General features: G+C 31.9%; 17 protein-coding genes. 3 read left to right on the forward strand and 14 right to left on the reverse strand.

The window, feature by feature from the left end; genetic code table 11:
• Nucleotides 1-31: 31 nt before the first annotated feature.
• From BC748_RS01270 to recG, 6 genes are all read right to left on the reverse strand, one after another.
• Complete coding sequence (locus BC748_RS01270) at nt 32-895, reverse strand: bestrophin family protein (RefSeq protein ID WP_133531649.1); 864 nt, start codon at nt 893-895, stop codon at nt 32-34.
• Between the two features lie 31 nt (nt 896-926).
• The gene (locus BC748_RS01275; RefSeq protein WP_133531650.1) at nt 927-2234 is read right to left on the reverse strand and encodes a TolC family protein; all 1308 of its coding nucleotides are present in this window, start codon (nt 2232-2234) and stop codon (nt 927-929) included.
• Nucleotides 2235-2239: 5 nt separating this feature from the next.
• On the reverse strand, nt 2240-5326 hold the full coding sequence (locus BC748_RS01280; protein WP_133531651.1) for an efflux RND transporter permease subunit: 3087 nt from the start codon (nt 5324-5326) through the stop codon (nt 2240-2242).
• The gene (locus BC748_RS01285; protein WP_133531652.1) at nt 5326-6396 is read right to left on the reverse strand and encodes an efflux RND transporter periplasmic adaptor subunit; all 1071 of its coding nucleotides are present in this window, start codon (nt 6394-6396) and stop codon (nt 5326-5328) included. The genes BC748_RS01280 and BC748_RS01285 overlap by 1 nt, the downstream gene beginning before the upstream one ends.
• 203 nt (nt 6397-6599) lie before the next feature.
• Nucleotides 6600-7280 carry a T9SS type A sorting domain-containing protein gene (locus tag BC748_RS01290; RefSeq protein WP_133531653.1) on the reverse strand — a complete coding sequence of 227 codons (681 nt, stop codon included), beginning with the start codon at nt 7278-7280 and terminating at the stop codon, nt 6600-6602.
• Nucleotides 7281-7308: 28 nt separating this feature from the next.
• A complete protein-coding gene (gene recG / locus BC748_RS01295) occupies nt 7309-9417 on the reverse strand; it encodes an ATP-dependent DNA helicase RecG (protein WP_133531654.1) in 2109 nt (702 codons plus the stop codon).
• Between the two features lie 83 nt (nt 9418-9500).
• Between recG and BC748_RS01300 the strand changes: the two genes are divergently transcribed.
• The 3 genes from BC748_RS01300 to BC748_RS01310 are packed head-to-tail and all read left to right on the forward strand — an operon-like array spanning nt 9501 to nt 14047.
• Nucleotides 9501-11564 (forward strand): M1 family metallopeptidase, encoded by a 2064-nt coding sequence (locus BC748_RS01300; RefSeq protein ID WP_133531655.1) that lies wholly within the window; start codon nt 9501-9503, stop codon nt 11562-11564.
• A complete protein-coding gene (locus BC748_RS01305) occupies nt 11564-12469 on the forward strand; it encodes a patatin-like phospholipase family protein (RefSeq protein WP_133531656.1) in 906 nt (301 codons plus the stop codon). The genes BC748_RS01300 and BC748_RS01305 overlap by 1 nt, the downstream gene beginning before the upstream one ends.
• A gap of 42 nt (nt 12470-12511) precedes the next feature.
• The gene (locus tag BC748_RS01310) at nt 12512-14047 is read left to right on the forward strand and encodes a YifB family Mg chelatase-like AAA ATPase (RefSeq protein ID WP_133531657.1); all 1536 of its coding nucleotides are present in this window, start codon (nt 12512-12514) and stop codon (nt 14045-14047) included.
• Between the two features lie 17 nt (nt 14048-14064).
• Here BC748_RS01310 and BC748_RS01315 read toward each other — a convergent pair whose 3' ends face one another.
• From BC748_RS01315 to BC748_RS01350, 8 genes are all read right to left on the reverse strand, one after another.
• Nucleotides 14065-15402, reverse strand: coding sequence for a M28 family peptidase (locus BC748_RS01315; RefSeq protein ID WP_133531658.1), 1338 nt, complete (start codon nt 15400-15402; stop codon nt 14065-14067).
• A gap of 79 nt (nt 15403-15481) precedes the next feature.
• Nucleotides 15482-16837 (reverse strand): hydroxymethylglutaryl-CoA synthase family protein, encoded by a 1356-nt coding sequence (locus BC748_RS01320; protein WP_133531659.1) that lies wholly within the window; start codon nt 16835-16837, stop codon nt 15482-15484.
• A gap of 156 nt (nt 16838-16993) precedes the next feature.
• Nucleotides 16994-17851 carry a KPN_02809 family neutral zinc metallopeptidase gene (gene ypfJ / locus BC748_RS01325; RefSeq protein WP_133531660.1) on the reverse strand — a complete coding sequence of 286 codons (858 nt, stop codon included), beginning with the start codon at nt 17849-17851 and terminating at the stop codon, nt 16994-16996.
• 36 nt (nt 17852-17887) lie between these two features.
• Nucleotides 17888-21802 (reverse strand): PAS domain S-box protein, encoded by a 3915-nt coding sequence (locus BC748_RS01330; protein WP_246013997.1) that lies wholly within the window; start codon nt 21800-21802, stop codon nt 17888-17890.
• Nucleotides 21803-21907: 105 nt separating this feature from the next.
• On the reverse strand, nt 21908-23239 hold the full coding sequence (locus tag BC748_RS01335) for an aldehyde dehydrogenase (RefSeq protein WP_133531662.1): 1332 nt from the start codon (nt 23237-23239) through the stop codon (nt 21908-21910).
• A gap of 58 nt (nt 23240-23297) precedes the next feature.
• Nucleotides 23298-24635, reverse strand: coding sequence for a DUF5723 family protein (locus BC748_RS01340; protein ID WP_133531663.1), 1338 nt, complete (start codon nt 24633-24635; stop codon nt 23298-23300).
• Nucleotides 24636-24705: 70 nt separating this feature from the next.
• Nucleotides 24706-25395: an RluA family pseudouridine synthase gene (locus tag BC748_RS01345; protein ID WP_133531664.1), complete on the reverse strand. Its 690-nt coding sequence runs from the start codon at nt 25393-25395 to the stop codon at nt 24706-24708.
• Between the two features lie 41 nt (nt 25396-25436).
• Entirely contained in the window at nt 25437-25790 is a 354-nt protein-coding gene (locus BC748_RS01350) for a four helix bundle protein (protein WP_133531665.1), read from the reverse strand.
• Between the last annotated feature and the right edge of the window lie 7 nt (nt 25791-25797).

Genomic DNA, 25797 nt, shown 5'->3' on the forward strand with positions numbered 1-25797 from the left:
CCAATCTGTAAGGCTTTATTTCATTAACAAATTATAAAATCTCTTCAATATGTTTTTTGATATTTTCTGATATTTTTTCAGTTGGTAAATCATTAGCGTCATTTCCAAACGGATCTTCAATTTCCTCAGCAATCAACTCTAAACTTGCTAACACATAAAAAGTAAAAATAACTACTGGAATGCTGTAATAACCTAAACTAAAAGCATAGCCAAAAGGCAAAGTCATGATGTAGAAAAAGATAAATTTTTTAATGAATGCACTGTATGAATAGGGAATTGGCGTATTTTTAATTCGTTCACAAGCGCCGCAAACATCGGTAAATGTTTGTAGTTCGTTATTGATAGTAATTAATTGGTCACCAGTTATTTTCCCCGATTTGTATAAATCGTTTATTTTTTGAAAAATAGTTTTGGCCACTTGATTTGGTTTGTGTTTGGAATGGTCAATTTCCAAATCGATATTTTCATAGAGCATTTTGCTTACATCACTATTGGAGAGATGTTTCGATAGAATGGAAGCATACATTGGAATAATTTGTCGCAAAAACTTTTTATCTTTTTCATCAGAAAGGATAACGGAAAGTTTTAGAGCTAAATTTCGGCTACTGTTTACTAAACTTCCCCAAAGTTTTCGTCCTTCCCACCAACGATCATAGGCTGTATTGGTTCGATAGGCGAGAAGTAATGAAATTACAAAACCTAACATTCCATGCATTATAGAAATATTTTTCACATGGCTTTTTTCGGAGAGTTTCCAATATTCTATTTCTAAAAAGCAAACACCATAAGTATATAATCCAATGACAAACATCATAGGCATCAGTTGTCGGAATGTATCGGATTTATGAAATCTAAAGATGAAAGTAATCCAGTCTTTTGGGTTGTATTGTACCATTTGATATCAGTAATTTGATGTCAAAAATACATTAAAAACTTAAATTTCCTGCTAATTCTTTCAAGCTGATTTCGTGAATTTTTGTTAAATACAATACGTTGCTATAACGAACTTTTGCATCAATGAAATTTTGTTGCGCCGTTCTAAATTCAATTGGTGTAATGGTTCCAATTTTAAATTTAGATAAAGTAATATCAAGGTTTTGTTCGGCTATTTCAAGATTTTTTTCTTCTACTTTAATTAGTTCTAAATTAATTAAATAGCTTTGGTAGGAAGTGTTGAGTTGCGTTTCTAAATTAAGTTTTTGTTGCTCTAAAATTAGAGTAGCATTTTCCACCTGAATTTTAGCTATTTTTTCATTTCTATTTTGTTGCGAACCATTAAAAATTGGAACTGTTGCGGCAAAACCATAATTAAAACCCTTTCCAGACGATTGTGTAATAAATCCTAACGAAGCTTCAGAACGAGTAAAATTGTAACCAGAAGTTATTCTAAGTGTTGGATATCTTCCAGCTTTTACTTGTTTTAGTTGTTGTTCCGCACTGTTTTTGGCCAAAAGTTGTGCTTGCAATTGTGGGTTTTGACTGCTAGATGAATCTTTTAATTCCTGAAAATTCAAGTTTTTATCGATTGTAGTTTCTTCGGTAACAGTAAAATCGGTTTGAACATCTCTAGCTAAAATTTGATTAAGTGTAATTTTAGCATTTTTGAAAAGTTCTTGTTGTTTTAGTTGTAAACTTTTGTCAGCATTCAAATCAACTTGAGCATTTAAAACTTCCAACTTTGAAGCTTTTCCAATACTATATCTATTTTGGGCAGTTCGAACTCTTTCGTTAGAAATAACAATTGCTGTATCCAAAGCTTTTAATTGCTGTTGTTGTTGAACCAAGTCGAAATAGGATAAATAAACATCACCAATTTTGGTTAAAATAGCTAGTTTCAATTCGGCTTCACCTTGTTTTTGTAAAATATTCAATTGCTCTTTTCGGGCAAACATTCTAAGTCCATCAAAAACTGTCCAATCTAAACTTACTCCGTAGCTTAAATTCATGTTTTTCGCATTGTTTAATTCTCGTTCAGTTCCATCGCCTTGCGTTTGTTTGGTGTCAAGAACGGTATTATTATCTGTAATATTTGCATTGATTGATGGAAGCATTCCAGCGTTTCCAATGTAATTATTCGTTTCATCAATTTTCAAATCGTTTTTTGCTAATTTGATTTCATAATTATTTTCCAACGCAATTTTTACAGCATCTTCCAGTTTTAGAAGTTCTTGTGCATTTGTTTTTATGGCAAAGCCAATCAAAATCAGGATAATATATAATGGTTTGAATTTCATAGTTATTATTTCTCTAAAGCTTCAATGTTATCAAATTCCGGACGGTGTTTTTTTGCTTTTGACCACATCAAATAAATAGCTGGAATTACGAAAAGTGTTAATATTAAAGAAAAAATAGTTCCTCCAACAATTACAACACCCATTCCAATTCTACTTGTTGATGCTGCTCCAAGTGAAAGAGCAATTGGTAAAGCACCAAGGGCAATGGCCAAACTCGTCATCAAAATTGGTCGTAATCTTGCTTCCGATGCTTCTAGAATAGCTTCTAATTTTGGTTTTCCTTGTTCGCGCAATTGATTAGCAAATTCCACTATTAAAATTCCGTTTTTGGTTACCAAACCAATAAGCATTACCGTTCCAATTTGGCTAAAAATATTCCAGCTTTGACCAAATAACCAAAGCGAGAATAATGCTCCAGCAACAGCCATTGGTACTGTTAAAATAATAATGAATGGATCAATAAAACTTTCAAACTGTGCTGCTAATATCAAATAAATTAGAAGCAAAGCTAAAGCAAAAGCAAAAAGAATATTAGAACTACTTTCTTTAAAATCGCGAGATTCGCCACCTAAATCAGTTGTGAATGTATCGTCTAAGACTTTGGCTTTGATTTCGTCCATTGCTTCGATTCCGTCACTAATGCTTTTTCCTTGAGCTAAACCAGCAGAAACGGTAGCAGACATATAACGATTATTGTGAAATAACTGTGGTGGATTGCTTTGTTCTTCTACACTTACAACATTATCTAATTGAACAAGTTCTCCATTTTTATTTTTTACAAACATCGAAGTCAAATCAAGAGGTTCGTCTCTGTCTTTTTCCTCAAATTGACCAATGACTTGGTATTGTTTTCCATTTTGCATAAAGTAGCCAAAACGCTGTCCACTTAATGATAATTGTAACGTTTGTGCAACATCAATAACTGAAACACCAATGCTTTCCGCTTTTTCACGGTCAATTGTTACATTGATTTCTGGTTTATTGAACTTTAGGTTAACATCAACGTTTGAAAATACATCACTTTTATTTGCTTCTTCCATGAACTGAGGAATTTTTTCTCTCAATTTCTCAAAATTTGGTGCTTGAATGATGTATTGAATTGGCAAACCACCACGACGATTTACGGCAATCGTTGGTTGCTCTGAAACCGTAACTTTTGCTTCAGAATATTTTTTTGTCCATTTTGTAAAATCAGCTGCAATTTCTTTTTGAGATCGTTCTCTATCTTCAGGATTTTTTAAGGCCATTCTTATTCTACCTGTGTTGACGGAGGAAGACAAAAATCCGGGAGAAGTTATCACCAGTGCAATTTTTTTCTCAGGAATACTATCATTAATTAAAGTTGACATCTCTTGCATGAAACGATCTGTGTAATCAAAAGTTGCACCTTCAGGAGTGGTAACTCCAACTACAACTAGACTTCTATCATCATATGGTGCTGTTTCTTTTGGCAAAATAGTAAAGAATAATCCAATTAATCCGAAGCAAATAATTACAATCGGAAAGCTTAGCCATTTTCTTTTCATAAAACGTTCTAAAGAAGAAGCATAACCTTTGTTTAAATTTACAAAATAGGGTTCGGTGAAGTTGTAAAATTTGGTTTTCTTTTGTTCGCCACCTTTCATTAAATAAGCATTTAACATTGGTGTAAGCGTTAAAGAAACGAACGCGGAAATCAAAACAGCTGCGCCAATTACGACTCCAAATTCTCGGAACAATCGACCAACGAAACCTTCAAGAAAAATAATTGGTAAAAATACTGCAGCCAATGTGATAGAAATTGATATTACAGCAAAGAAAATTTCATTTGAACCTTTAATTGCAGCTTCAATTGGTGACATTCCTTCTTCTACTTTTTTGAAAATATTTTCAGTAACAACAATTCCATCATCAACCACCAATCCTGTTGCTAAAACTATGGCTAAAAGTGTTAATACATTTACCGAAAATCCACATAAATACATGATGAAAAAGGTAGCGATTAACGAAACTGGAATATCAATTAATGGTCGAAATGCAATTGACCAATCTCTGAAAAATAAAAATATAATCAATACCACTAAGACAATTGATATTAAAAGTGTTTCGGCTACTTCAACAATTGATTTTTTGATGAATATTGTATTGTCTAAAACGATATTGAGCTTTATATCTTTGGGTAAGTCTTTTTGAAAAGCTTCATATTGAATGTAAAATTGTTCGGCAATATCGATATAATTTGTTCCCGGTTGAGGAATAATTGCCATTGCTACCATCGATTGGTCATTGGCTTTAAATTCAGTTTCAAGATTTTCTGAACCCAATTCAGCACGACCAATATCGCTAAGGCGAACAATTTTATCATCATTGGCAATAATGATTATTTTGTTGAATTCATCTTCTGTAGATAAATTCCCCATTGTTTTTACTGTTAATTCTGTATTTGATCCAGTTAATTTTCCAGATGGTAATTCTACATTTTGTCTTTCTAATGCATTTCGAACATCTTGAACTGTTACACCATATGAAGTTAATTTTATAGGATCAATCCAAATTCGCATCGAATATCGTTTTTGTCCCCAAATTTGAACACTACTTACTCCTGGAATGGTTTGTAAACGTTCTGCTATGACATTTTCTGCATAATCGCTCAAAGCCAAAACATCTTTGCTGTCACTTTGAACTGTCATCGAAATGATAGGTTCAGAGTCAGCATCAGCTTTTGAAACTACTGGAGGTGCGTCAATATCTTGTGGTAAACTTCTAATGGCTTGCGAAACTTTGTCACGAACATCATTCGCAGCTTCTTCAAGATTTTTTTCAAGTTTAAATTCTATCGTAATATTACTCGAACCTTGATTACTTGAAGATGTAATATTTCTAATTCCATCGATGGAGTTAATTGCTTTTTCTAATGGTTCGGTTATTTGCGACTCAATAATATCAGCATTCGCACCAGTATAATTTGTTCTAACGTTTATTTGCGCTGGATCAATCGATGGAAACTCACGAACACCAAGATAACTATAACCAATAATTCCAAAAAGAATAATGGTCAAGTTAATGACAATCGTAAAAACTGGTCTTTTTATACTTAATGTAGATAAACTCATTAGATTTTTTTAGCGTTAATCTTTACTTTAACATCAGCATCATCTTTTAGTGACATAACTCCGGATGTAATTATGGTATCGCCAGGTTTTAATCCAGATGTGATAATAATATTTTTATCCGTTCGAGTTAACGTTTCTACTTTTATTCCTTTTGCTTTTCCATTGATTGATACAAAAACTTTTTTCCCTTCTTGTACAGGAACAATTGCTTCAGTTGGAATTAATATGGCATCTTGAATATTTTTTAAAGGAAGTTCAATAGTAGCAAAAGTTCCAGGCAAAAGCTTTTCAGATTGATTTTCTGCCAAAGCTCTAATTTTTAATGTTCTAGTTGTAGCTTCAATTTCAGGTTCTATGGCATAAATTTTTGCTTTGAATGTCTCTTGAATGTTTGGAACCGTAAAAGTGATTTCTGCATTTTTATTGATTTCCGAAGCATATTTCTCTGGAATAGAGAATGTTATTTTCACACGATTTGAGCTTACTAATTTTGTAATCAATGTCGTTGGCGTAACATAGGTTCCAGGTGAAATATTTCGAAGACCAATTTTTCCCGAAAATGGTGCGCGAATAGTTGTTTTTCCAATTTGCGCCTGAATTAATTGCGTTTGAGCTTTAGCCGTTCTAAAATCAGCACTGGCAATATCGTATTCCTCTTGACTTATGGCTTCTTTTTGCAATAAAAGTTTCGCTCTTCGCTCGTTTTCTGAGGATAAATTTTCTCTCGTTTTGGCTTGTGCTAATTGCGCTCGAAGTTCAATATCATTTACTTTTAAAAGTGTTTGTCCTTTGCTAACGTTTGATCCTTCGCTGAAGGAAATATTTTCAACAATTCCTGAAATTTCACTACGAATTTCTACATTTTCATTGGCTTCGATTGAACCTGAAATGGATATAGTATTCGAAAAATTTTGCGGTTCAACAACAACTCCAGAAACAGTCATTGTTGGTTTTTTTCCAGATTTGTCGTTGTTTTTTTCTGCTTCAGATTTGTTTTGTAAAATTCGATTTGTAATTAAACCACCGATTACTATTATTACAAGCGTAATGACTATGCTTTTTACTTTCATTGGAACTAATGAATTGGATTTTGTTTCACAAAACTAGTTTATACGAACAACAATAGGCGTAGTGTTAAAATTTATTTAACATTTGTAGCTACAAATTTTGTCATGAAAACTAATTCTCAAGTATAAATTTTATTTTATGCACTCAATTTATTCAATAGACGTATTTTAATTTTAATGTAAATATTAGAAAAAAGGATTAAAAATTAGTTTACCAAGAATTTAACGATTTGAGAAGTATCGTTTACAATTACTTTTACTAAATATAATCCTTTGGCTAAATGGTTGATTTGAATGGTGTCATCAGAAGAATAATTTTCATTGCTATATATTTTTTTCCCTGAAATATCAAAAATATTCAATTGAGCATTATCAATTTGTGACGGGAGTTCAATATTGAAAACGCCATTATTTGGATTTGGATATAAACTGATTTTTTTTTCATCAAATACAGAATTTGATAGAATAAACTGCCTAGAAGCAATCATTGGAGTAGATAATACAAAATTAAAAGTATCACTTGAAATTATCGGACTACTACAATTGGCTTCATTACCAAAGTGAAAAGATGAGTTTAAAGTTATATTTTGCTCACCAGATATATTGATATTTGATAAAATCAAATTATTGGTTATAGAAGTTTGTAGATTTAATCCTGTATTCAAATAACAAACATTGATTATGTGTTCAGAATTATTACTACTAATATTGCTATCTATCATATAGTGGACATCACAACTCTGACTTTCAATAGTCATTCTTATATCATTTGTTTCTTCGATTGGAGAGAATGTTATAGTTGAAATTCCATCAAAACATCCACCAATCTGAGATAAAATTATATTCTGAAAGAAGACAACAAATAAAAGAAGGTAAATTTTTTTCATAAAATAAAAATAGAGAAAAATTTGCTTATCAACTAATATAATTCCAAATATTCTTTTTCTTGGTCAGTTCGATAAAAATTTGTCTTAACGTTTGATGTTCCGGCAGTAACATCGAAGAATCTTTTTTTAATAATTTCAATGCTTCGTTTCTTGCTACAAGAAGAATGTCTTTGTCTTTTACCAAATCGGCTATTTGTAAATTTAAAACACCACTTTGTTGTTTTCCCATGATATCACCTGGACCGCGAAGTTTTAAATCGACTTCGGCAATTTCAAAACCATCATTGGTTTTACACATGGTTTCCAATCGGATTTTGCTTTCATTGGAAAGTTTGTGCGAAGTCATTAAAATACAATAGCTTTGTTCAGCGCCACGACCAACGCGACCTCGCAATTGATGCAATTGTGACAAACCAAATCGTTCCGCACTTTCAATAATCATCACACTGGCATTGGGAATATTTACACCAACTTCAATTACCGTCGTGGCAACCATTATATTGGTTTTTCCTTCGGCGAAGCGTTTCATTTCAGAATCTTTTTCGGCTGGTTTCATTTTCCCGTGAACTATGGAAATACTGTAATTTGGTAGCGGAAAATCTCTAGAAATACTTTCGTATCCATCCATTAAATCTTTGTAATCCATCGTTTCACTTTCCTGAATTAACGGATAAACAATATAAATTTGTCTGCCTTTGGCAATTTCATCTTTAATAAATTTCCAAACTTTTAATCGGTTACTGTCATAGCGATGAACGGTTTGAATGGGTTTTCGTCCTGGTGGCAATTCATCAATAACTGAAACATCTAAATCACCATACAAACTCATGGCTAATGTCCGCGGAATAGGCGTTGCTGTCATGACAAGTACATGTGGTGGAATTTCATTCTTTTTCCAAAGTTTACTTCTTTGTTCCACACCAAAACGATGTTGCTCATCAATAATTGCTAATCCTAAATTTTGAAATTGCACTTTGTCTTCCAATAAAGCATGTGTTCCAATAAGAATGTGTAAACTGCCGTTTTCAAGTTCCTCGTGAATTATTTTACGTTCCGAAGTTTTGGTTGAACCGGTTAGGATTTTGATGTTTATATTTAATGTACTTGCCAATTCGGTCAATCCGTTAAAATGTTGATTGGCTAAAATTTCGGTTGGCGCCATTAAGCAGCTTTGAAATCCGTTATCCAAAGCTATTAGCATTGCCATCAATGCCACAATAGTTTTTCCTGAACCAACATCGCCTTGAAGTAATCGGTTCATTTGAGCATTACTTCCCAAATCATTTCGGATTTCTTTCAGTACTTTTTTCTGTGCATTGGTAAGCTCAAAAGGCAAATGATTTTTGTAGAAATTATTGAAATTTTCACCGATAATTGTAAAAGAATGACCTTTGATTTTATGCTTTCGGACTAAGTTTTTAGTTATCAATTGCAATTGAATGAAAAATAATTCTTCAAATTTCAATCGGAATTGCGCTTTCGCTAAAAGTTCCGGACTTTTTGGAAAATGAATATTGAAAAGCGCTGCATTTTTTGGAATTAATTTTAATTCATCCAAAAGATATTGTGGCAACGTTTCTGTGAATTTTGCTTGTGTTTCAAGGAATAATTGTTGCATCATTTTATTCACCACTCGATTGGAAATTCCCCGATTAGTCAAGGTTTCAGTCGATGGATAAACGGGTTGCAATGCCGAACGTAAACTTTGTTCATGTTCGTTAAGCAATTCCATTTCTGGATGCGCCATGTTGTATTGACCATTGAACGACGTTACTTTTCCAAAAATAACATAGGGAATATTGATTTTCAAACTTTCTCTAATCCATTTATGTCCTTGAAACCAAACGAGTTCCATTTCGCCAGTTTCATCAACAAAAGTGGCAACCAGTCGTTTTTTGGCTTTGCCAAATTCAACCGTTTTGATGTTGATGATTTTACCTATTATCTGAACTTCCGCAGGATTATTATTGAGTTCATTAATTTTATAATAACGAGTTCGATCAATATAGCGATTGGGATAAAAATTAATCAAATCTTCATAACGATGAATGCCTAATTCTTTGCGCAAAAGTTCGCCACGTTGCGGACCAACGCCTTTTAAGTATTCGATAGGTGTTTGAAGAAGTTGATATGACATTGTAAGAAATTGTTAAAGCGAAGATAAGTTTTTAATTTGAAAATTTTAAAATGATTATATTCGTAATCTATAATAAATAACCCATGCGACTACTTTTATTCCTTTTCCTTTCCTTCATTTCTTTTGCACAACAAACTTCTAAAGTTGATTTTAAAACTGCCAAAGGAAATATAACTGTTGATGTCAACAAGAAAAAAGTTTTCGGAACAGTCAATTATGTTTTTGAAGTAAAAGAAAGTACTGATACGATTAAAATTGATGCACAAAAAATGACTTTTTCAGAAGTTAAAATCAATAAAAAATCGGTTAAATTTTCCAATTCAGGAAAGACATTAAACTTGTTTGAAGGTTTTAAAAAAGGGAAAAACACTGTCACTTTTTATTACGAAGCTTTTCCAAAACAAACGATGTATTTTGTAGATAAACGACAAGTTTGGACGCAAGGTCAGGGAAAATATACCAGTCATTGGTTTCCGAGTTTTGATGATGTAAATGAAAAAGTAATTTTTAATATGACTGTTTCTTTTGATGAAAATTATAATGTCATTGCTAATGGTTTTCTGAAAAATAGCTATGTAAAAGACCATCAAAAAAAATGGTATTATGAAATGAAAAAGCCAATGAGTTCCTATCTTTTGGCATTAGTTATTGGAGATTTTTATAATAAAATAATCGCTTCCAAGTCGGGAATCCCGTTGCAGTTTTTTATTCAACCCAAAGACACCGCGAAGTTTGAACCAACGTATCGTCATTCGAAACAAATATTCGATTATCTCGAAAAAGAAATCGGTTTTAACTATCCGTGGAAATTATACAAACAAATTCCGGTGGAAGATTTTCTGTATGCTGGAATGGAAAATACGACTTGTACCATTTTTGCCCAAGATTTTGTAGTTGACGAAATTGGTTTTAATGATAGAAATTACATTAATGTCAATGCACACGAATTGGCACATCAATGGTTCGGCGATTTGGTTACGGCAAAATCTGGAAAACACCATTGGTTGCAAGAAGGTTTTGCGACATATTATGCTTTATTAGCAGAAAAAGAAATTTTTGGAGAGGATTATTTCAATCATCAATTGTATCGAAATTCATTGCAATTGAGAAATGCCTCCAAAACCGACACTATTCCGGTGATGAATGAAAAAGCGAGTTCATTGTCATTCTACCAAAAAGGTGCTTGGGCTTTGCATTTTATGAGAGAAAAAATAGGAGCGAAGCTGTTTCAAAAAGCGGTTCAGAATTATTTGAAAAAATACCAATTCAAAAATGTTGAAACCAGCGATTTTTTGGCAGAAGTAAAAAATGTCGCGCATAATTTTGATACTGTTGCTTTTCAGAAAATGTGGCTTGAAGATTATCATTTTCCAACCGATATTGCCAATGAAATCTTGCGAAAAAGTACGTTTATGCAAACGTTATTTGATGTACAACAATTGCGAAAAAAAACATTTGCTGAAAACAAAGATAAGTTTTCCGAATTGCTCAAGTCGGATTTGTTTTATCCAATAAAAACGGAAATTATCTATCAGTTAAAAGATGTCAATTTTGCAGATAAAAAAGAACTTTTAGAATTAGCCATGCAGACCAATGATGTAAAAGTTCGTCAATCGGTTGCTGAATTTATTGATGAAATTTTGTTGGAGTTTAAAACAAAATATGAAACTTTTTTAGATGATAAATCATATGAAACTAGAGAAATTGCGTTAATAAAATTATTCAATGCTTTTCCTGAAAGTCAAGCAATTTATTTGGAAAAAGCCAAAAATTGGTATGGAAATAATGATTTAGGATTGCGCACGACTTTTTTACTTTTAAGTCAAATGACTGACACTTTTGATGAAAATCAGAAACAGAATTACTTCAGTGAATTGGTTGATTATACATCGTCAAACTATGAAAGTTCAGTTAGACAAAATGCATTTAACGCAGCTTTTCAAGCCAAACAACCAATTGATGATGTTGTTTTAAAAAACCTTGTCAATGCCACTTCACATCATAAATGGCAATTGACCAAATTTGCTCGTGATTACATCAGAAATTTATTGAAAACGCCTTTGTATAGAGAAAAATTTGAAAATTTACTTTCGGATTTGCCTGAAAATGATAAAAATCAATTGCAAAAACTGTTAAACGAAAAATAATGAGAGCTTTGGTAATTTCTGGTGGCGGAAGTAAAGGCGCATTTGCTGGCGGTGTTGCACAATATTTGATGCAAGAAAACGGTTGTAAATATGATATACTGATTGGAAGTTCAACAGGAAGTTTACTTATTCCGCATTTGGCTTTGGGTGAAGTCAGCAAGATTTACAATATTTATTCAAATGTCAATATGCGAAGTATTTTTGATATTAGTCCATTTGTTGTAAAAAATAAAAATACACCAAACGAAACCGTTTCTATCAATCATATTAATGTTTTTAAACAATTTTTGAAAGGAAAACGAACTTTTGGCGAAAGCCATAAATTATTAGAATACATCAAAGAGAATTTCACTCTAGCCGAATTTACTCTGCTAAAATCAACGGCTTGCGAGGTTGTAGTTACCGTTACTAATCTCACTAACAACGAAGTAGAGTACAAGTCGATAAAGGATTTTGACTATGATGATTTCTGCGAATGGATTTGGATTTCGTGTAATTATATTCCGTTCATGAGTTTAGCGACTAAAAATGGTTTTGAATATGGTGATGGCGGATTTTCGAGTTTGGTTCCCATTCGTGAAGCAATTAACCGTGGAGCAACCGAAGTTGATGTCGTTATTCTTGAAACCGAAGTACAAACAAGACCAAGAAAAATTGGAAAAAACCCGTTTTCGTTGATGATAGATTTGTTTCAAACCTTATTGACACAAGTTGAAAAACATAATATTACTATTGGAAAATTAGCTGCTAAAAATAAAAATGTAAAGCTCAATTTATATTATACACCTACGCAACTAACAGACAATGCTTTGATTTTTAATCATGAAAAAATGAAAGATTGGTGGCACAAAGGTTATGAATATGCCAAAAATAAAAGTAAATTAATGAGTGATAATTTGCAGTAATTTGTAAAACTTTTATTATTTTTAGCTTTTAAAATAAAAGCCATGTTAGTAAAAGTTTTTGGAAGCGCTGTTTTTGGTGTTGAAGCAACAACAATAACTGTAGAAGTAAATATTGATAAAGGTGTTGGTTATCATTTAGTTGGATTGCCAGATAATGCCATTAAAGAAAGTAGCTATCGAATTGCGGCAGCATTAAAAAATAACGGATATTCACTTCCCGTTAAAAAGATTACCATAAATATGGCGCCAGCCGATTTACGGAAAGAAGGTTCGGCTTATGATTTAACACTTGCCATTGGAATTCTCGCAGCTTCAGGACAAATAAAAACAGATGAAGTTGATAAATATTTGATTATGGGCGAATTATCGCTCGATGGAAGTTTACAACCCATAAAAGGTGCATTATCCATTGCAATAAAAGCTAAAGAAGAAGGATTCAAAGGTTTTTTTCTCCCAATTCAGAATGTAAAAGAAGCAGCAATTGTTACTGGATTAGATGTTTATGGTGTTGAAAATGTGCTTCAAGTGATTGACTTTTTTGATGGAAAAGGAACAATTGAACCTACAATAATCAATACACGAGATGAATTTTACAAGACATTAGATTTCCCTGAATTTGATTTTTCTGATGTCAAAGGTCAAGAAAGCATTAAACGATGTATGGAAATTGCCGCAGCTGGAGGTCATAATATTATTTTGATTGGTCCGCCAGGATCAGGAAAAACGATGTTAGCCAAACGATTACCAAGTATTTTACCACCAATGACGTTGCACGAAGCATTAGAAACTACAAAAATTCACAGTGTAGCTGGAAAAATTAAAGATGCAGGATTGATGAATCAACGACCGTTTCGTTCACCACATCATACAGCTTCGAGTGTTTCATTAGTTGGTGGCGGAAGTTATCCACAACCTGGAGAAATTTCGTTGGCTCATAATGGCGTTTTGTTTTTGGACGAATTACCCGAATTCAAACGAGAAGTTCTTGAAGTAATGCGTCAGCCATTAGAAGATAGAGAAGTTACCATATCTAGAGCAAAATTTACAATTACTTATCCGTCGTCGTTTATGTTGGTTGCCAGTATGAACCCTAGTCCAGGTGGTTATTTTAACGACCCAGATGCGCCAGTGAGTTCGTCTCCAGCTGAAATGCAACGCTATATGAGCAAAATTTCTGGACCATTACTCGATAGGATTGATATTCATATTGAAGTTACTCCTGTTCCATTTGAAAAATTAACCGAAACTCGTCCGGCAGAAAGTAGCGTTTCGATTAGAGAACGAGTTACTAGAGCAAGAGAAATTCAATCCATTCGATTTGAAAATTTTGAAGGTATTCATTACAATGCACAAATGGGAACAAAACAAATTCGAGAATTTTGCGCTTTGGACGAAACTTCGTTGCAGTTACTAAAAACAGCAATGGAACGATTGAATCTCTCCGCTCGTGCCTATGACCGAATTCTAAAAGTTTCCAGAACAATAGCTGATTTGGAACAATCAGAAAGTGTAAATTCTAATCACATTGCTGAAGCTATTCAATATCGAAGTTTGGATCGTGATGGTTGGTTGGGATAATAGAATGCTATGATTATTTATCTAATTATATCTTTAGGAAAGACAACAACACTTTCGTGTCCATTTTTTGATACACTTGCAACTCCAAAGTAATAATTGTCAATAACAATTCCTTTTAACTCAAATGTATTAACATCTCCAACAAATCTACTATGTTCCCAATTAGGTGATGTTGTTAATCTCCAATATATCTTGTATCCAATGATATTGTCATCGTTTGATTTGTCCCATTTTAAAATAGTGTTTGGAGCAACTATTCCTCCAATTAATACATTTTTTGGTTCGGTTGGAGACCAACCAAAACTTGCAAGTGAAATAGCATTTACTGCAGTCAATTTTTTTGCATATTCAAAATTTACACCTTCAAGTACATCACCATATTCTATGCCATTTTCAGTTCGAATATTTTGATGTTGACGGTTATAATTTTCATGTGCTTCCATGATTCTTACTCCAGCAAATCCAAGATCATTGAATGGTCGATGATGTCCACCGCGTCCAAAACGATCCAAGCGATATACCATCATCGGATTCATTTCTGGCATGTAGTTATTAACTAGTTTGTGAATGTATCTTGCCAGTTGACGTGAATTCCCATCGACTTCACCACCATATGAACGTCGCATTTTACGTTCTTTTTCAGTTTCGGTTATTGGTGTTGGTTCAGAAAAAATTCGGAAAGTACGGTTATCAATCACACCATCAACGCCATCAATATTTCCAATCATATCATTATTTAGAACTCCAATAATTTCCCAATTATTTTTTTTGGCATATTCTGCAAAACCTTTTCCACCAAATAGTCCTTGTTCTTCGCCAGAAAGACCTAGATAAACGATACTGTTTTCAAATTTGTATTTAGATAAAACTCTTGCAGCTTCTATTGTTCCTGCCATTCCGCTAGCATTATCATTTGCTCCTGGTGCATCATCTGTGTAATTCATTGTGTCAGAATTTCTACTATCAATATCTCCTGTCATTATTATGTAACGATTTGGATATTTAGTACCTTTTTGAACCGCTGCAACATTTACAATCCACGCATCTTTTGGAACTCGTTCACCTTCCTTTTTTGTTATAAAATCCTTCTGGTAAAATACGGAAAGACAGTTTTTGCAGTTTTTGGAAATAGTTTCAAATTCTGATTTTATCCAACGTCTAGCTGCACCAATTCCTTCTGTTTCGGATAATGTATCACTAAATGTGTTTCGGGTTTTAAAATTTGCTAATCGAGTAATGTCTTGTTCAATTCTCTTAGCAGAAACATTGTCAATAATCTCATATAATCTAGAATCTGTTTGAGAAAATCCAAACAAAGTGAATATAAATAAGAAAATAGTTAGCACTTTTTTCATGTTTTTATTTCAAATATATGAAATAATAGCCAAAAGTCACTGTGACAGTTTTCAAAACGGATAATTCTATCGTTATTTATTATCGTACAAATTTGTAATATCTCGCACCAATTAAAACTGGATTTTCTTTTTCTATTTTATCCAAGTGGAATTCATTTTTTGGAGCAATGACGGATTGTTTTAATTCTTTTTTATGTAATTTTTCATAAGTAGAGAAATCAATGGCTGTTGCTTGTTCCAATGTTTCAAAAAGAGCAACTTTTTCTATTGATGTTTTCCAGTTTTCCTCTACAATTGCTTCGAAAACTTTTGATTTTGAACCACTTCCGTATGCTATAAATCCAAAGGTTGTATTGGTAAGATTGGTTTCGTTTTTAAAATGATGGCAGAGTGTAGAAAGTAAGCCTAAAAAAATAGAACCTGTATAAATATTTCCAATTTGTCCAGAAGCAATTTCCGTGGGTAAAATATATTGGTTTACTAAATTCAGATATTCAGGACTTTTAGCTAAAGCTTTTAGTTTTTCTTTACTGTTTTCACCAATTTGACCTTCTACTAATTCAGGATTTTCATTGGCAAAAATTTCAATAAAAGTTCGTCGACCTTGAAAACAATAAGGCAAATGCATCAAAATGGCTGACCATTTTTCGTAAAGTTTTCCTTTTTGGTGACTTTCTTCTTTGTAATGTTCATAAGCTTCGGTGATTCTGCTGATGTAACATTGGTTAGAATATTGTCCGTCAAAAACAGGTTGTTCTTTGTAGATGTTGATTTCGTTTTCTAAAATGCCATTCCATTCTGGATTGTTTTCAGTTTGAAAAATTTCTTCTTTAGAAAAATTTCTTCTAGGTTTGAAAAAATCAAAAACGCCTTCGGTTGCTACACCAACTTCTTTTGAAAAACTTAAAATTCTTGGATTAGCAGTAATCAGCATCGCAATTGAACCTGCGCCTTGAGTATATTCGCCAGAAGAATTTAAATCATATTTCGCATTATCCGAAGCAATCACAATCGTTTTTTTGGTTGGATTTAATCGAATGTAATCCAAACAATTTTGCAATGCATCAACCGCACCAATACAAGCAAAAGTCAAATCGACTACATCACAGTTTTTAAAACTTCTTGCTCCGAAAATTTGTTCCAAGTTCGATAAAACATACGAACCAACTGGCTTTGAACTGTCGACACCACTTTCGGTTCCGATGTAAATTCGACTGATTTCATTTGGATTTAAATTTTCTTGTTGAATGAGTTTCAAAGCTGCATTAGAAGCTAAAGTCACCACATCTTGATGCACATCTAGAAAACTCATTTTGTGCAAACCTAAGCCTTTAATAAGTTTATCAGCTTCAATATTTCTTTTTTCGGCTAATGTTATTATTGGAAGATAAATTTTCGGAATGTCAAAGGCAATACTGTCGATACCAACTTTCATTTTCAATTTTTTAGAAATACAAAATTAAAAAAGGTAACTTCAAGTTGTATTGAAATTACCTTTAAAATTAAGCCTTTAAACACGATTTATGATAAATGCAACAAATTGGTTTTTTATTTTTTGAATTGTGATTTTTGTTTAATTTTTCTAAGAATTTTAATTGATTAGTGCAGAAAAAGTATCACCTTGTTTAATGTCGCCTGTTTTGTAACCTTTCATAAACCATTCCATACGTTGCTCAGAAGTTCCATGGGTAAATGATTCTTGATTAACATGACCTTGCATTTTGCTTTGAATAGCATCATCACCAACAGCATGTGCAGCACTTAATGCTTCTTCAATATCGCCTTCTTCTAAAAGATTTTTGTTATAATGTGCCCAAACTCCTGCGTAAAAATCAGCTTGAAGTTCTAAACACACGGATAGTTTATTGGCTTCGGCTTCACTTTTTTGCGCTTGAAGCTGACGCACTTTTCCTGATGTTCCCAGAATGGTTTGCAAATGATGTCCAACTTCGTGAGCAATTACATAAGCAATAGCAAAATCGCCACCTTTGGCTCCAAAACGAGTTTTTAGTTCTTCAAAAAAACGTAAATCCATATACACTTTTTTGTCGCCAGGACAATAAAACGGTCCAGATGCTGAGGTTGCGCTTCCACATGCCGTATTTACACCATCATCAAAAAGAACCATACCTGGTTCTTCATATTGCATATTATTATCGTTAAATATTTTCGTCCAAGTTTCGTTATTGTAAACAAAACAGGATTCAGAGAAATCTCCTAGTTGTTTTTCGGCTTCTGATAATTCTCTTGTTTGTGTTCCTTGAGTTTGTTGCTGACTTCCTTGAGTTTGTTCTAAAATATTTCCAATGGTTTGTCCAGTTTCTCCACCAAACATATTTAATAATAATATAATAATTCCAATTGCTCCACCACCAAGTAATGCTTTTCCGCCTCCAGACATTCCACGTCTGTCTTCAAAATTCCCACTTTCTTTTTTATCCCATTTCATGATTATATGTTTATTGGTTTATGTAAATTTAAAAAATTATGATTTTAAAATCCAGTTTGAAAGAATATTTTTTAAAACTTCTTTATCAATTGGTTTTGAAATATAATCGTTCATTCCTGCTTCAATGCATTTTTCCTTTTCACCAACAACTATGCCAGCAGTTAGAGCAATGATTGGAACTTCTTTTAAATCGCTATTTTTTCTAATTTCTGCTGTTGCTTCATAGCCATTCATTACTGGCATTTGAATATCCATTAAAATTAAATCAGGCTGAGAATTTTCTAGATATTCAAAAATTTCTTTACCGTTTTCACATTCAATTATTGTTGCATTTGGAATGACTTGTTTGACTAAGGTTTTTGCCAAAAGCATATTGATTTTGTTATCTTCAACTACATATACAATTTTGTTTTCGGATGTAATTATTTCTTGTACTTTAACTTTTGAAATTTCAGCTAGTGACTTTTTTTGTGATTTACTTTCTTCATTAGAATATTTAACAATCAAAGTAAAATAGAATCGACTACCTTTTTTGTTTTCACTTTCTAACTCTAATTTGCTATCCATCAATCCAAGTAGTTGATTTGAGATTGAAAGTCCCAAACCTGTTCCACCAAAACGTTTGGTTGTTGAGCCATCTTCTTGAGAAAACGCCTCAAAGATTTTGGTTTGATTTTTAATTTTTATACCTATTCCGGTATCTTTTACGGAGAAACAAATTTTTGCCGTTTTGTCGTCAATATATTCTACTAGTGAAATTTGAAAATCAACACCGCCTTTTTCGGTGAATTTAACCGCATTACTCAAAAGATTAATTAAAACTTGTTTCAATCGAATATAATCAACCCAGATATTTTTTGGAACATTTTTATCAATAGTAAGATTTAAAAATAAATTCTTTTGTTTTGTTTCATATTTTACAAGGTCAGTAACTTGATTGGCAATATCGATAATTTTATATTTATCAATCTCGAGTTCTACTTTTCCTGATTCTATTTTTGAAAAATCAAGAATGTTATTAATGACTTCCATCAATGAGTTGGCAGATTGATTGATGGTATCCATATATTTTTGTTGAAAATCTTCTAAATTGGTATTCATTAAAAGTTCCGTGAAACCGATTATACCATTTAATGGCGTTCTTATTTCATGGCTCATGTTAGCTAAAAATTCTGATTTTGCTTTGTTGGCTGCTTCAGCATAATTTTTAGCATTGATAGCTTCTTCAGCTTCAATTCTTTTGGTGATGTCAATAAAAATTCCTACGATATATACAATTTCTTCTTCATTAACGATAGGTTCGCCAAATTCTTCTACCCAAATTTGCTCACCATCTTTGTTTATAATTCTATAGATAAGATGTATTTTTTGTTTTAGTTTGAATAAATCGTCAGCATGTTTTTGAACAATTTTTAAATCATCTGGATGAACTAAATCTATGTAATGTCTTTCGGTTTTTAGAAAATCTTCTTTTGGATAACCTGTTAATTTTTCAATTTCATCGTTCAAATAAATTTTTGTCCATTTGTCATCATATTTAGAAAGATGAACAGTTCCTGGAATATTATTGGCAAGCAGACGGAATTTTTCTTCGCTTTCTTGGATAATAGTTTCATTGATATTTCTTTCAAACGAATAAGAAATATTTTTTGCTAAAATTTCTAAAGACGATATTTCATCACTTGACCACTCGCGTTCTTTAACTGTATCATCAAATACTAAAATACCATAAAAGGTTTCTTTTATAAAAATTGGAATGAATAATATTGATTTTGAACCTATTTGTTGAAGGAAGTTTTTCTCTTCTGAATCGGGCAATTTTCTGATTACCGAGCTGAAAGGTTTATTGTTGAGTAAGTTTTCCATTGTCAACTTAAACATTTTATTTGGCAACTTTTGAAGCTTTGGGTTCGGTTCGTTTATAGAGTCTGAGTCTGACAACCAACGATATTTTTGAGAAATCGTATCATCATCACTATTGTATTGGAAATAGGAAACTCTAGAAGCTTTTAGTACATGACCAATAGTTCTTATAATTCCCAGTAAAATTTCATCTTGATTTTTTGATAATAAGAATTTCTCAGTGTTTTTATTAATTTCAAATAGAATATCACTTTTATAAGTTAGATTTTTTTCTGATTCATTTCGCATTTCAGCTTCAAGTGCGATAGCTATTAAATCAGCTATTGAACGAGAAAAATTAATGTCTTCATTATCCCATTCTCTTTTATTTTCAACGGCTTCAAAACATAAGATTCCTTTTGTTTTTTTATCCATGAAAATAGGAGTATCAAGCAGAGATTTAATTTTATATTTTGGAAAAAAATCATAACACAATTCTTCGGTTATTTTATTATCGTATACATCAGAAGCTACAATTTGAATGCCACTTTCTAATGCTCTAAAATAGTTTGGATATTGATTTTTATCTACGAAAAAGTGTTTTTCAAATCGGTTATTGTCTAGATAAAAAATGCTCTCACATCTAAGACCTTCGGGTATGTATGTCCAATAACTAACTCGATTTATACCACAATTTATGGCTACTGTTTGTAGAATATTTTTTAGAACCGTATTGAAGCTATCTGTATTCGAATAACTTTTTGATGTTAATTCTTTAATAACTTGATTGTGGATTTTTATTTTTGATGCTCTTTCAAAGTGCTCAATTTCAAGATTTTTTATTAAAGTGATATCTCTTGCAATAACAGAAAAACCAGTTTTTTTGTTGTATTTATCTTTTTTAACGGTAACTTTTTGAGTGACCCAAATGGTTTCTCCACTTTTTTTAATCATTGGGAAAACTAAATCAGGATAATCTCCTGTATCCTCTGGAATGTGTTCATAAAATTCTTTAACTACATCTATATAGTCTGTTCTTATAAATGTAGTATAGTGATTGCTAAATATTTCTTCTTTTGAATATCCAAGTGATTTTTCTGTAAATGGGTTGACATAAATTATTTTACCTTCAAAATTAATTTCAGTTATTAAATCATTAGCCGATTCAATCAAATCTCGATATTGATTTTGAATTTTTATTTGTTCAGTGACATCTTGACCAATTCCAATAAGAATGTCTTCCGAATATCTTTTGTCTTTCCACTGAATGTATTTATAATCACCATTTTTACATTTTAATTTTCTAATATATAATCTATCATCAACATAATCTTCGTGATACGCTTCACCAATAAATTCAGGATCTTCGGTTAATCGCCAATATTCAAGTCCAAGAACTTCATTTGCTTTATAACCTAAAATAGATTCTATAGACTCGCTACAAAATGATACTTCACCTTTTTTATTTGTTGTTAAAATCAAAGAATTTCCTTTGTTGACAATAATATTTGTAAAAAGAAATTTGTTTTTAGTTTCTAGTAGTGCTAAGTGTCTGGAAATGTGAATTGTAATAGTTAGAATAAAAGCACATATTAGGATTATAATATAGTTTTGAGGAATTAACTCTAATTCAAATGCAATGACTAAAAGAAGTATAACAGAAATAACGAATAGCCAATAATGTAAAATGTTTTTAACGATGAAATAAGATAGAAAAAGGCAAACAATTAAACTAACATAGGAAATCAGTTCAAAATCTCTAAAAAAAACATTTCTAACTACAAATCCAAGATAGCCATAATAGCAGAAAAGAAAAATAAAGTTTATATTCTTTATGAAAAACTTTACTCTAGTACACAGAAAATAAAATATAAGCAATATTGCTCCAATACATAAATTTATGAGGAAAAAACTTTTTGATCGAACTTTGAAAATCTCTAAAATGGTTTCGATTAGCGGAATTGCAACACCAAAAAATAACAAATACAAAGCATATTGCTGTTCTTTGGGTTCAAATTCATTTTTGCTAGATAAATTTAGTTTATCCTTGATGGTTTCTTTTGTTGCAAAATAGAAAGAGTAGAGAAGAAATAGTAATACAAATATCACTATCAAACTTCCGCTGTTTAATAAAAATAAATTGGTATTCAATTGAAATTAAGATTTGATTGGGTTTGTCTTTTTACAATAGCTTCAAAAATAGTTAAAATAAAGTTAAGTTAACCATTTTAATAGGAGTTTGATTTTTTTTAACTTTTCTCCATAAGGTGCATATCGCGTTGGAATGTCAAGCCAAGTAGCTTTAATTACAATTGCTTTATGATGCGAGAAAATATCAAAACTTTTTCTACCATGATAAGCACCAATTCCGCTGTGTCCAACACCACCAAATGGCAATCGATTGTTTGTAAATTGAATCATTGTATCATTAATGCAACCACCACCAAAAGAATAGTTTTTCATTATTTTTTTTGCAAATTTTTTATTTTCCGAGAAAACGTAAAATCCAAGTGGCTTTTCATAATTAGTAATTATTTTTTTTAAATCTTCTTCAGTTTCAAATGCCAAAATTGGAAGAATTGGACCGAAGATTTCATCTTTCATCACCAAGCTATTTTGTTTTGGCTCGTCGATTAGAGTTGGTTCGATATAGTTATCAGTTGCAGCTGTTTTTCCTCCAAAAAGAATTGTTTCACCAATGAGCATTTGACACAATCTATTCCAATTTTTTTCGTTTACAATTCGTGGATAATCAGGAGAGTTTTGAGGATTTTCGGAATAGGCTAATTGAATTTCTTCCTTCAGATATTCAATAAATTGTGTCTTGATTTTCTGGTGAACCAAAAGATAATCTGGTGCAATACACGTTTGTCCAGCATTTAGAAATTTTCCCCAGACAATTCGTTTAGCAGCTAATTTGATATTGGCAGTTTCATCAATAATACAAGGATTTTTTCCTCCAAGTTCTAATATTACTGGAGTTAAGTTTTCTGCAGCAGCTTTTGCAACTATTTTTCCAACAGCAACACTTCCAGTAAAAAAAATAAAATCCCAACGTTGTGAAAGTAATTTTTCTGAAGTTTCAATTCCACCTTCAATTACTTCTACATGATTTTTTTCAAAAGTTTCTCCAATGATTTTTACTATGATTTTTGAAGTATTTGGTGTTAGTTCAGATGGTTTTACAACAACCTGATTTCCTGCTGCAATGGCTGCAATCGCAGGGCAAAATGCCAATTGAAAAGGATAATTCCATGGCGCAATCACTAAGACTTTTCCAAACGGTTCTTTGTAAATATAATCGGTGGAAGGAAAATTTAACAAAGAAGGCAAAACCATTTCTGGTTTTGCCCATTTATCAATGTTTTTTATCGTTGCTTTTAAATCAGAAATTACATAGTTGATCTCAGTCAAATAACTTTCGAAGGCTGATTTTTTAAAATCATCATACAATGCTTTCGTAATTTCTTCTTCATGATTTTGAATAGAAACCAGTAGTTTTATAAGTGATTTTTTTCTAAAAGAAACATCGGTTTTAAAAGTCATAACTTGAGTATTATTTCTGCCAAGTTACGTTTTTAACTCATTAAAATCAACTTTTTTTCTACAAAAATCCCCAACGGAAACCTAAGTAAATATCACCTTGTTTGCTATCAGCTAGTAAAGCAGTTACCATAGAACTTGAACCAAGGTAAAAACCTCCTAAACGAAATCCAAATCCAACATTGGTTCCTGAAATTTCATGAAAAGTTACTGGAATATAAGTTTCAAAATAGCGTAAACTTATTCTTGGTGTGATGCTAAAAATGTTTGGAGCAGTAACTTGTTCATTGGCTGAATCGTCATTTAATTTTTGTTGTAAATAGGCTGTAACGTACAATTTGTGAATTACTTTTAAATCAACATAAGTTGAAAAAACAGTTGGTAATTTAACTTTAAAATCTTTTTCGCCTTGTTCAACAGTTAAATAACCATTGCTTGATAAAATATCTTCAACATCACTTAAGCTATCTACATCTTCAAATAAACTTAAATCCAAAGGATCAGAATTAGGAATATTTAATGAGTAATTTGTAGAAGCATTGTTATTATCTTTAAACGTCATGCTACCAATATTTCTAATAGATAATCCAGCATTTAATTTATATTTTTTATCATCACCAAGCCATTGATAATTTGCTCCAACATCACCCGAAAAACCATTCAACCCACCAAAAATTGATTTGCTATAATCATCAAAATTAGTAAAGCTGTCAGCAAGATTTCCTGAATAAGCAATGTTTAGTGTGGCAGGAGAATTAGTAGTTAAAAATGCATCTCCACCAACTTCAGTTATCGTTCCATTTAGATTACTTAAACCAAAGTTAGAATACGAACCTGGAAATAATAACTTTAAAGTCACACCTGCGCTAAATTTGTGTTTTTCTTTATCAACCAAAGTTCGAGCAAGTGAAAAGCCTATTTCGCCATACGAAGTACCATTCATACGTTGGTTTTTCTTATTGTCTAAAAGAGTTGTGTTTAAACCTATGTTATTATTAGTGATGGCATTTCCAATAGTTGGATCAATGTCGACTAAGTCAAATTTGGCGTATGCTTTTGACGTAATTGCCAATCCCCATTTTTTCCAACGCATTGCAAATCCCAAACCATTAATTTCTGCATGAACACGAGCATTTACAGGACTTGTTCCACTAAAAAGCAGTTCTTCAAAATCTGTATCAGAATTAAAATCACTAAAAGCAAGCTTGTCATTAGCTACATTAACACTCAGTCCAAAAATATTAACTTCAAATTTTTTAGAAAGATTTGTTAATTCGGCAGGATTGATATTTACGTTTAAAATCCCAACACGATTGGACGTACTAATGCCCGAAAAATGTTCCTGAGCAAAAGTAAAATGACAGAAAAGCGACAAAGCAACAACGAAGATTTTTTTCATAGCAGTAGTATTTTATATAGTTAAAGTGGTAAAAAAAATATATGACTGTGGTAAATATATGAAATTTTACTTATAAAGCATTCCAAATCACATCATTTGGGGTAGAAGCAACGATTTCCATGTTTTCTTTAGAAACCGGATGAATAAAAACCAATTTTCGCGCATGAAGATGAATGCCACCATCAGGATTACTTCGGTCAAAACCATATTTTAAATCGCCTTTTATTGGACAACCAATCGCTTGAAGTTGCGCTCTAATTTGATGATGTCTTCCCGTATGAAGATTAATTTCCAAGGCAAAATAATTATTCAATTCTTTGATTATGGTATAATCTAAACTTGCTTTTTTGCTCTCGGGAACTTCTTTTAAATGTGCTTTTGAAGTATTATTTTTTTCGTTTCTTTTCAGAAAATGAACAAGCGTATCCGACGTTTTTGGCGGTTTGTTTTTAACAACTGCCCAATAAGTTTTCTGTGTTTCTCGGTTGCTGAACATTGCGTTTAGTCGTTCCAAAGCTTTACTTGTTCTCGCAAAAACCACAATACCTGTTGTAGGTCTGTCCAATCGATGAACAACGCCAAGAAAAACATCTCCAGGTTTGTTGTATTTCGCCTTAATATATTCTTTTACAACTTCCGAAAGCGGTTTGTCGCCCGTTTTATCACCTTGAACAATATCACCAACACGTTTATTAACCACTATAATGTGATTGTCTTCGTGAAGGATTTGGAGATTATCTTTGGTGGAAACTATTTTCAAAATAGATTTTTAGATTGTTGGATTTTTAGATTTTTAGATTTTTAGATTTGCAATGTTGAGCGGAATTTAGAAATCATTTTTGTTATTTTATCTAAATCATAAATAAGTTCATCTACTTTCACTTGACTAATATATCCCAAATCAGAAGCTATTAATAATTGTGTTTCAATTTCATAAATAGAACCAATTGCAATTTCAAGAAATCTAGAAAAGTCCTTATTACTGCTTCTTGAACAACCTTCTGCAATATTTGAAGGAACAGAAACAGAAGCTCTTCGAAGTTGATTTGTTAATCCAAATTTTTCGTTATCAGGGAAATTAGCAGTTGTAATATAAATTTGCGAACAAAATTTACGACTTAATTTCCAGATATCTAAATCTTTAAATCGGTGCATATTTCTA

Source organism: Flavobacterium dankookense (assembly GCF_004362665.1).
GTDB classification, from domain to species: Bacteria; Bacteroidota; Bacteroidia; order Flavobacteriales; family Flavobacteriaceae; genus Flavobacterium; species Flavobacterium dankookense.